Origin of the sequence: Schaalia sp. lx-260 (assembly GCF_021083645.1) — a bacterium.
In the GTDB taxonomy this organism is placed as follows: domain Bacteria; phylum Actinomycetota; class Actinomycetes; order Actinomycetales; family Actinomycetaceae; genus Pauljensenia.
The window spans coordinates 428,978-441,568 of record NZ_JAJNRQ010000001.1; the positions used below are offsets into that span (position 1 = coordinate 428,978).

The 12,591-nt window shown below is 57.4% G+C and carries 9 protein-coding genes and 3 pseudogenes; 11 read left to right on the top strand and 1 reads right to left on the bottom strand.

Features of this window, described 5'->3' with window-relative positions; all coding sequences use genetic code 11:
* Window positions 1-6 precede the first annotated feature (6 nt).
* The 8 genes and pseudogenes from LRP57_RS01715 to LRP57_RS01750 all read left to right on the top strand — a co-directional run bounded on the left by LRP57_RS01715 (window position 7) and on the right by LRP57_RS01750 (window position 8,805).
* Window positions 7-447 (top strand): DUF7768 domain-containing protein, encoded by a 441-nt coding sequence (locus LRP57_RS01715; RefSeq protein WP_231204604.1) that lies wholly within the window; start codon window positions 7-9, stop codon window positions 445-447.
* Window positions 444-2,711, top strand: a complete 2,268-nt coding sequence (locus tag LRP57_RS01720) for a phage/plasmid primase, P4 family (RefSeq protein WP_231204450.1) — start codon at window positions 444-446, stop codon at window positions 2,709-2,711. The genes LRP57_RS01715 and LRP57_RS01720 overlap by 4 nt, the downstream gene beginning before the upstream one ends.
* A gap of 142 nt (window positions 2,712-2,853) precedes the next feature.
* On the top strand, window positions 2,854-3,132 hold the full coding sequence (locus tag LRP57_RS01725) for a VRR-NUC domain-containing protein (protein ID WP_231204452.1): 279 nt from the start codon (window positions 2,854-2,856) through the stop codon (window positions 3,130-3,132).
* Window positions 3,113-4,474, top strand: coding sequence for a DEAD/DEAH box helicase (locus LRP57_RS01730; RefSeq protein ID WP_231204454.1), 1,362 nt, complete (start codon window positions 3,113-3,115; stop codon window positions 4,472-4,474). Before LRP57_RS01725 ends, LRP57_RS01730 begins: the two co-directional genes overlap by 20 nt.
* A gap of 68 nt (window positions 4,475-4,542) precedes the next feature.
* Window positions 4,543-4,938, top strand: a complete 396-nt coding sequence (locus LRP57_RS01735; RefSeq protein ID WP_231204456.1) for a hypothetical protein — start codon at window positions 4,543-4,545, stop codon at window positions 4,936-4,938.
* Window positions 4,939-5,081: 143 nt separating this feature from the next.
* A pseudogene (locus tag LRP57_RS01740) lies at window positions 5,082-5,433 on the top strand (HNH endonuclease); the annotation flags it as partial.
* 512 nt (window positions 5,434-5,945) lie between these two features.
* Window positions 5,946-6,143, top strand: coding sequence for a hypothetical protein (locus LRP57_RS01745; RefSeq protein ID WP_231204458.1), 198 nt, complete (start codon window positions 5,946-5,948; stop codon window positions 6,141-6,143).
* A 220-nt stretch (window positions 6,144-6,363) separates the two neighbouring features.
* Window positions 6,364-8,805 (top strand): glycoside hydrolase domain-containing protein, encoded by a 2,442-nt coding sequence (locus tag LRP57_RS01750; RefSeq protein ID WP_231204460.1) that lies wholly within the window; start codon window positions 6,364-6,366, stop codon window positions 8,803-8,805.
* Here the strand turns inward: LRP57_RS01750 and LRP57_RS01755 are convergent.
* A complete protein-coding gene (locus tag LRP57_RS01755) occupies window positions 8,795-9,607 on the bottom strand; it encodes a hypothetical protein (RefSeq protein ID WP_231204462.1) in 813 nt (270 codons plus the stop codon). The genes LRP57_RS01750 and LRP57_RS01755 overlap by 11 nt on opposite strands.
* A gap of 61 nt (window positions 9,608-9,668) precedes the next feature.
* Between LRP57_RS01755 and LRP57_RS01760 the strand changes: the two genes are divergently transcribed.
* The 3 genes and pseudogenes from LRP57_RS01760 (at window position 9,669) to LRP57_RS01775 (ending at window position 12,454) form a co-directional block, all read left to right on the top strand.
* Window positions 9,669-10,241 carry a P27 family phage terminase small subunit gene (locus tag LRP57_RS01760; RefSeq protein WP_231204464.1) on the top strand — a complete coding sequence of 191 codons (573 nt, stop codon included), beginning with the start codon at window positions 9,669-9,671 and terminating at the stop codon, window positions 10,239-10,241.
* 91 nt (window positions 10,242-10,332) lie between these two features.
* Window positions 10,333-11,524: pseudogene (metK, locus tag LRP57_RS08225) on the top strand (methionine adenosyltransferase).
* Window positions 11,496-12,454, top strand: a pseudogene (locus LRP57_RS01775) (site-specific DNA-methyltransferase). Before metK ends, LRP57_RS01775 begins: the two co-directional pseudogenes overlap by 29 nt.
* The last annotated feature ends 137 nt before the right edge of the window (window positions 12,455-12,591 follow it).

The window sequence follows — 12,591 nt, forward strand, 5'->3', positions numbered from 1 at the left end:
GAGCTGATGGCTGCTGCTGGTATCGGTATCGAAACCACAAACGCTGAGGGTTACCCGGACTCGACCACCTTCCAGGCGCTGCGCCGGGTGCAGCGAGCTGAGTTTGGTTACCGGCCGCTGACCTACATTTGCTCACCCTACCGAGGTGACGTGGAAGCCAACACAGAACTAGCCAGGCAGTTGTGCGCCCTCGCAGTGAAGCGCAAAAAGATCCCTTTGGCTCCACACCTGTTGTTCCCGCAATTCATGGACGACGACCTTGACTCTGACCGTGAATTGGCGATGTTCATGAACCGCATCATGCTGGGCAAATGCGAATCCCTGTGGGTCTGGGAAGAAGACATCACTGCCGGGATGCGCCTGGAAATCGAATGGGCATCCCTCTACAAGCACCCGTTGCCGATCACCTACATCAATCGCACCGAATTAATGGAGGTACGCCCGTGAACCCCATGACCATGTATGCCTCCGAAGTAACCGGGCAGGCACAAAACACCCACTACCCACACCAGCATGTTGTGGCCAGTTTGGATGATTTGACGGCTGTTGTGGTCTTCGATCATGTGGTCGCTGAGTATGAGGGTGGCCAGCGCGGCAACTCCCGGTTCCTAACCTCGGACTGCCTGGTGATGGACGTGGACAACGACCATTCTGAAACCGAGACGGAGTGGGTGACCCCAAGCCACCTTGCTGAGCTCATGCTCGGTGTCCCTTTCATGGCAGCCACCAGCCGGAACCACATGAAACCAAAAGGCACCAGTAGTGCCCGGCCGAGGTTCCACGTCTACCTACCCATCAACCCAGTGTCGGACGCGGAAGCCTACGCTGCGCTCAAACGTCAACTGGCTGCGCAGGTGCCGGTATTCGATTCGAACGCGTTGGATGCGGGGCGGTTTATCTACGGCAACATGGACGCCAAAATGCAGGCCATAGACGGCGAGAGCCCCGTCGATGAATGGCTGGCCCGCGACCTGTTCGCCGAGTTTGACCAGGCCTCATCCCTGATTGGTGAAGGTTCTCGTAACGCGACCTTGTCTCGTTTCGCCGGGCGGGTGCTGATCCGTTACGGCACCACCGAGCGAGCCCGAGAACTGTTCAACCAGAAAGCTGCGCTGTGCGACCCGCCCCTGCCAGGTTTTGAGGTGGAGCAGATCTGGGCCTCAGCTACCAGGTTTGCCAAGCATGTGTTTTCTCAGGATGGGTATGTGCCGCCTGAGCAGTACGCCGAAGGGGCATGTTCATTGAAGCCTGGTGATTATTCGGATGTGGGTCAGGCTGAGGTGTTGTGCCGTGAATACGGGCATCTACTCAAGCATTCTCCGGCCACGGACTTTGTCACCTACAACGGCTCCTATTGGGAAGAATCCGAACCACGCGCCCAAGGCATGAGCCAAAACCTCACCGGCCGCCAACTCGACGAAGCCCTCATCGCGGTCGCTGACGCAAAAGAAGCCATGAACCAAACCGGTGCAACCGGCCTGCTGGTGGCGATGAGTAAAATCAAAGCCATCTCCGCGATGAACCCCACCCAGCGTCAAGCCTGGCATGCTCACGAGGACGCGATGGAGTATTACAAGTTTGCTCTCAAACGACGCGAATCGCGTGGAGTGGCTAACGCGCTACGAGAAGCCCGGCCGATGCTGCAAATCCTGCCCACCGACCTCGACGCCGACGCGTTCCTCATCAACACGCCCTCAGCAACCTACAACCTCATCGAAGGTATGGGTTCGGCGCGGGGCCACGACCCAGCAGACCTGATCACCAAACAAACCACCGTCGACCCCAACCAGGACGGCAAAGAGATCTGGGAGCAGGCCCTGGACACCTTCTTCCAAGGCGACCGTGAGCTAATCGGCTATGCACAGCGCATCGTCGGCCTGGCAGCCTTCGGTAAAGTCATGGTCGAAGCCCTCATCATCGCTTACGGAGACGGACGCAACGGTAAATCCACGTTCTGGAACACCATCGCTCGCGTGTTCGGATCCTATGCCGGGAACCTTTCAGCGGACGTGCTCACCATCGGAGCCAAACGCAACGTCAAACCCGAACTGGCCGAAGCCAAAGGCAAACGCCTCCTCATCGCCGCTGAGCTCGAAGAAGGCATGCGGCTCAACACCTCGAACGTCAAACAACTGTGTTCGACTGACGAGATATATGCGGAGAAGAAATACAAGGCTCCTTTCGCCTACACCCCAACCCACACTCTCGTTCTCTACACCAACCACCTACCCAGGGTCGGTGGCATGGACCCAGGCATCTGGCGGCGTCTTATCGTGATCCCGTTCCAGGCCCGCATCGAAGGCAGCCAGGACATTAAGAACTACGCCGACTACCTCTACAACCATGCTGGTGGGGCGATCCTGTCTTGGATCATGGAAGGCGCCAGGCGCATCCATGCTGAGGGTTTCCACCTGACCCATCCGCGTGTGGTGGCTGAAGCGATCGGGGCGTATAGGGATAACAACGACTGGCTTACGCCCTTCCTTGATGAGCGCTGCGAGGTCGGCGAGAACCTGAGTGAAGCATCGGGGCGGGTCTATTCCACCTACAGGGCTTTCGCAGCGGAGCGAGGAGAGTACGCCCGTTCCACCACCGACTTCTACGAAGCCCTCGAACAACGAGGGTTCGGCAGATATCGGAACAGTCGCGGCAAGTTCATCAAAGGCCTTGTCCTACGCAGCGACTTTGAAGCCGTAAGCACCAGTTTTTGAGAGCCGAGTGCCGCTCTATGTCACTTTCTTCTAGGACTTTCCATATAGGGATAAAAAATACAAACCCTATATAAAAGTTCTAGAACGGCACAGCATAGACCAGCACACCAGGCTCCAAGACCACAAAAATCTTGGAGACACAATGAAAGAACAACAACTCGAAACCCGCCTAACAAGGGCTATTCGCCGGATGGGCGGCATCTGCTGGAAATTCACTTCCCCCGGCCTGACGGGCGTCCCAGACCGCATCTGCCTACTGAATGGACGGGCAGTGTTTGTCGAAGTCAAAACCACCGGCAAACACCCCCGCCCACTACAAGTCACCCGCATGCGTGAACTGCAGCGTCAGGGTTTCACCTGCATCCTCCTCGACCACCCTGATGGGATCCAGGAGGTGTGTGATGCTCTACAAGCCGCATAACTACCAGCAAGTCGCCATCGAGTTCGTCGAAACCCACCCCATCGCAGCCCTCCTGCTTGAGATGGGCCTTGGCAAAAGCTCGATCGCGTTGACGGCGATCTGGAACCTCATGTACGACCGCTTCGAAGTCCAGCGCGTGCTGGTGGTGGCTCCTCTTCGTGTGGCGAGGGATACCTGGCCTCTCGAGGCCTCCAAGTGGGACCACCTAGCAGGACTCACCATGGCAGTGGCCGTCGGGCCAGAAGCAAAGCGCCTTGAAGCACTCCAGGCCGGGGCTGATGTGACGGTGATTAACCGGGAGAATGTCACCTGGCTTATCGAACGCAGTGGTGTGGAGTGGCAGTGGGACATGGTCGTCATCGACGAGCTGAGCTCGTTCAAGAATCACCAGGCCAAGCGCTTCCGCTCCCTGCTCAAAGCCCGCCCGCACGTCAAACGCATCGTGGGCTTGACTGGGACACCGGCCGCCAATGGCCTAGAGGATCTGTGGGCACAGTTCCGCCTATTGGACATGGGTGAGCGTCTTGGGCGTTACATCACGCATTACCGGCGTGAGTTCTTCGACCCTGACAAGCGCAACAGCATGCAGGTCTTCTCCTACAAACCCAAACCGGGCGCGGAAGACGAGATCTACAAGCGCATCTCCGATGTCACAATTTCGATGCGCACCTGCGACCACCTCACCCTGCCAGAGGTCACTTACAACACCATCGACGTGGCCATGGGTGATAAGGGCCGGCGGGCTTACGAGCGGATGCTCAAAGACCTGGTCCTCGAGCTCGAGGGCATGGAGGTGACGGCGGCTAACGCGGCAGCACTTTCGGGCAAGCTCACCCAAATGGCCTCCGGGGCCTTGTATGACGAGGACGGCAACTGGCACCTCGTCCATGAGGCCAAGTTGGACGCGTTGGAGGATTTGGTGGAGGTGGCGAATGGGAAGCCGGTGCTGGTGGCCTACTGGTTCGCGCACGACCTCGAACGAATCCAAAACAGGTTCCCGCAGGCTCGCCTGCTCAAAACAGGTGCGGACATGAACGCCTGGAACAACGGCCAGATCCCACTGGCGCTAATTCACCCTGCATCGGCCGGTCATGGCCTGAACCTGCAGGCTGGTGGCTCGACGCTGGTGTGGTTCACGCTCACCTGGTCCTTGGAGCTCTACCAGCAGACTAATGCCCGCCTATACCGGCAGGGCCAGCGGGAGCCGGTGGTCGTCCACCACCTCGCTGCCAAGGACACGATTGACCAGAAAATCCTTTCCGCCCTGGCGGTTAAGGACACCACTCAGGCTGCGTTGATTGATGCGGTCAAAGCAACCATCACTATGGAAGGAGACCGCTGATGCATGTCATGACCCGTTACCTCGACACCCGCAAGGCTACCATCGCGGCCTTAACCGACTACCCACTGATGGAAGCCCAACTCCATTCAGACAACAACACGGCCGAAATTCAAGCCCTGCGTGATGACTTGGCTTCGCCTTCAAGCCCGCGCCTTGATGGACTGCCTGGTGCGAAGGACCCGCATGCTGGTGAGAACCGACTGGCCGCAACCTTGGATGCAATCAGCATGATTGAACGACGCCAAGAAGCAGCCCGCCAGTACATGGACTGGTTTCTTCCCGCATGGGCAGCGCTGAGCGAGGATGACCGTTACACGCTGGAAAACTTCTTCCTTGGCCAAGGCTCCCAAGATGAGCGGGTAGCTGTCATCGAGGCACAGTTTTGCATCCAGCGTGACAGCGTCTACCGCAGGAAGAATCGCGCCGTGGACCGCCTGGCAACCGCACTGTATGGGCGCATTTAGCGTTAGACAGTGTCCGAATCCTGCGATAGAAAACCACTTACAGACCACCTACACTGTAAGTAGTTAAAAATATCCCCGGAGCCCCAGTAGCCAGCTTGGTTGCTGGGGCTCCGGCGTACCCGCGTGGAAGGTGGTGAGCACCAGTGCCTCGTCGCCCGAAGACTCCGTGCCGTTGGCCTGGCTGCCCAGCCCTCACCGATGGCCGCTACTGTGAAGCCCACGCCAAGGAAGCCGACAGCAACTACCGTCGCTTTGAGCGTGACCCTGAGATCAACAAACGCTACGGGAGTGCGTGGCGGAAGATCCGCGCGCAGTACGTTGCCAAGCATCCGCTGTGTGAACAGTGCGAGGCCGAAGGGCGTTTGACGCCGGTGGCTGAGGTCCACCACATCCGCCCCTTATCTCACGGCGGCACCCACGACGAGAACAACCTGATGAGCCTGTGCAAAGCCCTGCCACTCAAGGCAGACTGCCTTGGATGGTGACCGGTGGCGAAATACGGGGCTGCCGGGTCGCAGGTCTACACCTACTGACGAACCTCAGGAGCATCTCGGGGCTCTGGACCCTGGCCCCAGTCTGGGGAGGGGCGGTCAGCATCTCTGGGGCTGTTCGGGGTTTCAGCGGGCGTGGCCCCTCGCGCACAAAAGCTCCGAATCAAACAGGGTATTGACTATCACTGTTCGTGCGGGTTTCTGGGGTTGAATTAGTCCCCGTATCTTCATTGTGCTTTCTACGAGGTGGCATGTCTTGCATATACGTCGTCCAATGACGTTGCGAATTATTTTTGAACAACCTGGTTCAATTTTAGAGAAAGGTGTCTTTATGGCATATCCATATAATCCAATCGTCGTTGATGGTCTTTGGGGCCAGAAACGATCTACGCATTTCAGGTATTTGCTCAGCGTCGAGGGTGGTATAACCATTCTTACGTAGTAGACGGTATTGAGGGGCATGGAACCCGAACTGCTATTCAGCGTTGGTTGGCTGCGGAGAAGTATTATGATCGCGTGATTGACGGTCTTATCGGCCCCTACACCATGGATGCTTTACGACGCAGCCTCGATGCAAAAGTCGACTGGAGTTTTACCGTTATGAAGGATGGAAAAGTTCTCTATCGACATGACGGCAAGCTGAGAAAAGCAACGCGATTTCCACATCAGGATTATGTAGCGAAATTGCAAACATATCTCAATCGTGTCCGCTGAATAAAGTGTGGACAGTCCTGCACTCCGGTGCGGGGTTGTCCATACTTTTCGCACTCATTTGACTATTTTTCCCACACAGTCCGGATTTGGGCTTGCTCGAGGGCGTATATGTGAAGGCGAACGGTGTGGGTTATAAAACCCCTTGCTTTGAAGCCTTCTTTGTAGGCAAGCAATCGTGCTCGCCTGGTGAAAACACAAAAAATTCCTGAAGGAGGAAACAATGACCGATCACATGGTACTCGCGATGCAACAGTGGTTGAACGTAACGTACAAGAACAAAACGGGATTCGGCGCAGTAGAAGAGACAGGGAAAACAGGATGGGCGACAATTTACGCGCTCATTCGTGCATTGCAGATCGAGCTGGGGATCACGGCAACCGCGAACAATTTTGGTTCTGGAACACAATCACGTTTCAAGAACCGCTGGCCAAGCGGTATTCGCCAAAACACGGCAGAAAATAACGTACACGGGATCATTCAAGGAGCCTTGTGGTGTAAAGGCTACCCAGCCGAATACGGTGGAATCACGACCAAGTTCACCGATAACGTGGCGGACTCTATTCGCCAGATGAAGGCCGATATCGGACTGTCTGACACGAGCGCCACGATTGATCTTGAGATGATGATGGCACTACTGTCAATGAAGCAGTTCCGTCTACTTGCAGCTTATGGTGGCAAAACGACTATCCGCATTGCACAACAAGCCATCAACCGAAATTACAAGAATTACACGGGGATCGTCCCTACCGATGGATTGTATAGCCGTGAAATGAATAAAGCATTGATCCAGGTTCTCCAATCCCTACAAGGCTTTACTCCCTCACAAGCTACCGGCAACTTTGGTTCAGGAACACGATCCCGGCTTCGTACCATCTCTTCTGGCACAAGCCAATGGGTATGGCTCGCGAGCGTGGCACTCGTATGTAACGGCTACAAAGTTACTCCGAGTGAATCATGGTCTTCCATGCTGGCATCCACGATCCGCACGTTCCAACAAGACTATGCCCTGCCAGTAACCGGCGCTGTCGATCCAACCACATGGATGAGCCTGCTCACGTCCAAAGGTGATCCTGACCGTGAATGCGTCGCGTGCGATACGAGATTTGAAATCACAGACGAGCTCGCTGAGTATCTCAAAGAAGATAAATGCGAGATCGTTGGCCGCTATTTGACGGAGCCGGGAATGGGCGTCTTGAAACCGGAGAACTATTTCAAGGCATTGAGACCGGGAGAACTCGAACGCATTGTCAAGCACGGGTTGAAGTACTTCCCGATTTTCCAAGAATACTCAACCAAGCTCAGTCATTTCACTGTTGACAACGGACACCGTCACGCGAAAGAAGCACAAGCCGCTGCTCAACAACTCGGTGTGCCACCAACAATCATTTACTTCGCTGTCGACTACGATGCCACAGACCCTGAAGTGACCAGCCACATCCTGACCTACTTCAAGGCAGTAACGCAAAGCCTCGGCGGCGGCTACCGAGTGGGTATCTACGCCTCACGAAACATCTGCACCCGGATAGCTCAGGCTGGATACGCGGTAGCATCATTCGTTTCTGACATGTCTACCGGATTCTCAGGTAATCTCGGTTTCCCCATCCCCGACAACTGGGTATTTGATCAGTTCCACGAAATCAGTGGATATCGGGGGAAATGGGATCTTGACCGCGTGGCATATTCGGGTCGCATGTCAGCCGATTCGTCGGTGCGCCCCGCGCAGCCAGTGAATTACGACGCTCTAGATTTTCTCGATCTGATCGAAGCACTTGAGAGCAGGTTCGAGGAATTGCGCGTGGTCTATAAGGACTACGCTTTCGGAGAAGATCCGATCACATCCGGCAGTTACGTTACATGGGTTAAAGTTCCGACTTGGCGATGTGTCCTCAACTACCTATCAACGGTCTACCTCAAGGGAAGCGCAAAGTGGTCCGCGGCAGCTGAAACATATCGGGAGGCGGACGCGAAAAGGCTGGAAGATGACACTCAAGCGTCCCAGATAATCTCTGCCTTGAATAAGTGGATTCGCTCTGATCGACAAGAATGGACGGACCCCGCAGGTGGTGCAGTAGATATCCCGCATATGAGCGTGACCACCCTGGGCTACATCAACCTCAACCCGCTCGTCCCTGATAAGTGGACCGGTTGGGCGGGTGACTTAGCTTCAGCGCTCGGTCCGATTCAAAAGGTTGTTGACCTGAACCCCGGCTCAAACATTATTGCAATAGCAAGAGCTCTTGTTGGCCAAGGGGATAACTATAAAAATCACAGCGGACTTCAAGGTTTGACCATCCCCAATGATCTGCCGAACAACTGCAACTACTCCGACTTGTGTAGCGACGGGGATGCGATCAAACTGGCTGCGATACTGAAAGGCTCGGGACCCGACGACCCCAACCTTCTGTCTCGAACGCTGAGGAGCTACTACAACAATCCAGTTTCGCTATTGCAGCGATTCAAGGCGATCTCTGAGAGTGTTGGTGCAAGCGACGGAGGAACCGCAAAGGACAAGTTCTTTGCAGAAATTGATGGCCCATTGGATGACAGATACGTTGGCCTTCTCACAGACGGTTCCAATGGGGCATACGGCTACTCGGGCGTTGAGCCTAGCGAAGAAACCAAGAAGGCAGCATGTCAAGCTCTAGCTGAATTCATCTACTGAGTTCGTCATCTGCTTCGTGGCTGGGGCCACACATAAGATACGTGGCCCCAGCCACTGCGGCATAAAGTGCCCAAGCACCCACGAAGAAGACCAGGTTTTCCTGCCAGTCCCCGACGAAAATCTCGTGTGTGCGAGTACTGCGATAGAACGAGTTCGTGACAACAAGTAGTAATGCTGCTGCCCCGCTTGACAAGAGTCGTATCCACAGTGCCTTCACTCGCGGTTGCGGCCATCGTCGTGGCGGGTCAACTATCAAAAGAACCAGGCCGGCGAGGAACGTTCCATAAAGCGGAAGAACCATCAAAAGAGTGCCAGCTGCGGAGAGTCCCGCGGCGGGGATATAGAAAATCCCGAAGCAGATTCCTATCCATGTCGTGTAGGTACGGATCGCGTCCCTGATCGTGTGAGCAGGTATGCCAAATCGGGCGGAGCTGCTCATGAGCATGTGTCCTGCCACTACCGTGAAGACAATCCAACCGAGGCCGAAAGATAGGAGCGTCTCACTCCAGTGTTGAGATCCATAGTGGGTGGAAGCAACTGCATCAAACGCGATGAGCATGGTGGCTGCAAATCCTGCACCCAATACTCGGATCAGTAATGCTCGCCAGAGCGGCGGCTCCCATGTTGATGGCCGATCAATGACAAAAAGCAGCAGCCCGGCGAAAGGTGCAAGCCACAATGGAGTGTTCACCGGGGCGACTTCAGCAGTGAAGAGCAGAGAACCGGGCACTATCGCGAAGCCAAGGATGAGACCTACCCAATACGCGTAGGTCCGAACGAATAGTTTTAAAGACTCAACCACTCACACCTCCCATGGACTTCAGCACCGAAACCATGACGATTCTACAGCGGGGAGGCAACCCATGGCCAAAGACGGCACCAACAGGGGCGGACGCCGCGTGCGTGCAGGCGCGAAGCCCGGCCCGCTGGGCGAGAAACTCGCCGCCGGACGCCCCGCCACCCGCCTGGAAGACCCGCTCAACGAACCCTTCGACTTCGCAGGTAATGACATTGGCGACGGTGCGGTGCTTGCCGGGGAGACGATGCCCGAACCATCGGACTATCTGTCGGAGATTCAGCGTGACGGCAAACCGCTCGGCGCGGACCTGGTGTACCGGGAGACGTGGAACTGGCTGGATGAACGCGGCTGCACCGAGTTCGTCTCCAAACGCTTGATTGAGCAGTACGCGCAGGCGTTTGCCCGTTACATCCAGTGCGAGCAGGCGATTTCCAAGTTCGGTCTGCTCGGCAAACACCCCACCACGGGCGCTGCGATCGCCAGCCCGTTCGTGGCCATGTCGCAGTCGTTCGGCAAGCAGGCGAACGTGTACTGGTACGAGATTTTCGACATTGTGCGCGCCACCTGCACCACCGACTACTCCGGCACCACACCAGGCGATGAGGTCATGGAGCAGCTGCTCAAAGCTTCCTCCTAACGCCTTCCACTCCACCTGTTTCGTTTCCTGCCTGCCCGGCACCCGGGCGGGCTTTCTTGTTGTTGTTCGCTTTTGTGAAAGGAGCCCTCGCGTGTCTGTAGTGCGAAGTGCTGAATCTGTGTGTATCGGCCATCCCGACAAGCTGTGCGATCTGATCGCAGACCATATCCTTGATGACATCCTTACCTGCGACCCGACGGCACGCGTGGCCGTTGAGGTCATGGCGAGTGGCAGGCGCATCATCGTCACCGGCGAGATCACCACCACCATCCGGCCGCAGCTGCGTGCCTGCGCGAGGGAGGCGCTGCGACGGGCCGGGTACAACCCGAACCGGTTCCTTATCTACGTGTGGGTGCGCCGCCAATCAGCCGACATCGGCGCAGGCGTTTCCACTTCGCTCGAGGTGCGCGCGGGTGACGAGTCGGCCTATGCGGGCCAGGGTGCTGGCGATCAGGGCACCGTCTACGGGTACGCTACGAACGAGACCAGTCAGCGGCTGCCGTTGCCGCTCGTGCTCGCCCACGAGATCTGCCGCCGCCTCGATACAGCCCGCGCCGACGGCACGATCCGTGGGATCGGCCCCGACGGCAAATCCCAGGTCAGTGTGCTTTACGACGAGCTGGGCACTCCGGTCGGCATCGACACCGTGATCGTCTCGATCCAGCACGAGCACGATAAAGACCTCGACGTTCTTGAAAGGGAGGTGCGCACGCTGGTCGTCGCTCCCGCGATCGAGGCGCACCTGCCTGGTGCTACGGCTGAGCGCGTGTTGGTCAACCCGTCGGGACGGTTCGTCACAGGTGGGCCCACCGCTGACACCGGGCTTTCGGGGCGCAAGCTCATGGTCGACACCTACGGTGGGCTCGGCCCGCACGGCGGTGGCGCGTTTCTCAGGTAAGGACCCCTCCAAGGTCGACCGGACGGGCGCGTACATGGCGCGCCTGATCGCGAAAACCGTGGTGGATGCGCCCCTGGCCGAAGAATGCCACGTCGCTATCTCCTATGCGATTGGGAAGGCCGATCCGGTCGCGTTCCACATCGAAACCTTCGGCACGGGTCAGCACCCGGATTGGCTGCTCACCGACGCCGCACGTGCAGTGTTCCCGCTGCGCCCGGCCGCGATCATCGAACGCCTGGGCCTGCAAGCCCCCATCTACGCGAAGCTTTCCGCCTACGGGCACATGGGACATGGCCTGAGCGAGTGGGAATGGACGCTGCCGTTTACCGACAAGCTCAAGACGGAGGTGAAGGACCGTGCTCATCAAGCAGCTACCCATCAGTGAGCTCAAGCCCGCCGACTACAACCCGCGTAAAGACCTCCAGCCCGGCGACGCGGACTACGAAAAACTCAAACGCAGCCTCACCGAGTTCGGCTACGTCGAGCCGGTGATCTACAACCACACCACCGGCCACGTCGTCGGCGGCCACCAGCGCCTGAAAGTGCTCGCCGACCTCGGCCACACCGATGTTGACTGCGGGGACGCCACCAACACGGACGATGTCGCAGTGCTCATGGACGGCAAGAGCGCGAACCTGGTGCTCACCGACCCGCCCTACAACGTCGCCTTTGAGTCCTCCGATGGACTCAAGATCAAAAACGACGCGATGAAGGCCGACTCCTTCTACGAGTTCCTGCTCGCCGCGTTTACCAACATGGCGGGCGTTCTCGACAAGGGCGGGTCTGCGTATGTGTTCCACGCGGACACCGAAGGGCTGAACTTCCGCAAAGCGTTCATCGACGCCGGGTTCACACTCTCCGGCTGCTGCATCTGGGTCAAAGACTCCCTCGTCCTGGGACGCTCGCCGTACCAGTGGCAGCACGAACCCGTGCTCTACGGGTGGAAGCAAGGAGCCAAGCACAAGTGGTTCGCTGACCGGAAACAGACCACGATCTGGAACTTCGCCAAGCCGCGTAAGAACTCCGACCACCCAACGAGCAAGCCGCTAGACCTGCTGGCCTACCGATCCGCAACTCCACCCAGGCAGGCGCGATCATCCTCGACACCTTCGCTGGCAGCGGTTCGACCCTGATGGCCGCCGAACAGACCGACCGCATCGCCTACCTCATGGAACTTGATGAGAAGTACGCCTCGGTGATCCTGCGCCGCTACGCCGAGGCGACCGGGGACGCGGCCGGGATCACCTGCCAGCGCGACGGCACCCAGTACACGTACCTGGATCTGGTCAAACAGGTTGACCGCGACCGCGAATAAACTCCGAAATTGCAGGGAAAACAGGGGCGTGAAAATGAGCCGTTGACGAGGGCAAAAACGACTGGATAAGCGGAAAAACGTATGGCTGTATGTACATGACCACAACACCCCCACACCTGGGGAACCGAGCGAAAAGG

Coding starts and splice junctions, on each gene's coding strand:
- LRP57_RS01715 (WP_231204604.1), top strand. CDS start 7: ATGGCTGCTGCTGGTATCGGTATCGAAACCACAAACGCTGAGGGTTAC.
- LRP57_RS01725 (WP_231204452.1), top strand. CDS start 2,854: ATGAAAGAACAACAACTCGAAACCCGCCTAACAAGGGCTATTCGCCGG.
- LRP57_RS01730 (WP_231204454.1), top strand. CDS start 3,113: ATGCTCTACAAGCCGCATAACTACCAGCAAGTCGCCATCGAGTTCGTC.
- LRP57_RS01735 (WP_231204456.1), top strand. CDS start 4,543: ATGGAAGCCCAACTCCATTCAGACAACAACACGGCCGAAATTCAAGCC.
- LRP57_RS01750 (WP_231204460.1), top strand. CDS start 6,364: ATGACCGATCACATGGTACTCGCGATGCAACAGTGGTTGAACGTAACG.
- LRP57_RS01760 (WP_231204464.1), top strand. CDS start 9,669: ATGGCCAAAGACGGCACCAACAGGGGCGGACGCCGCGTGCGTGCAGGC.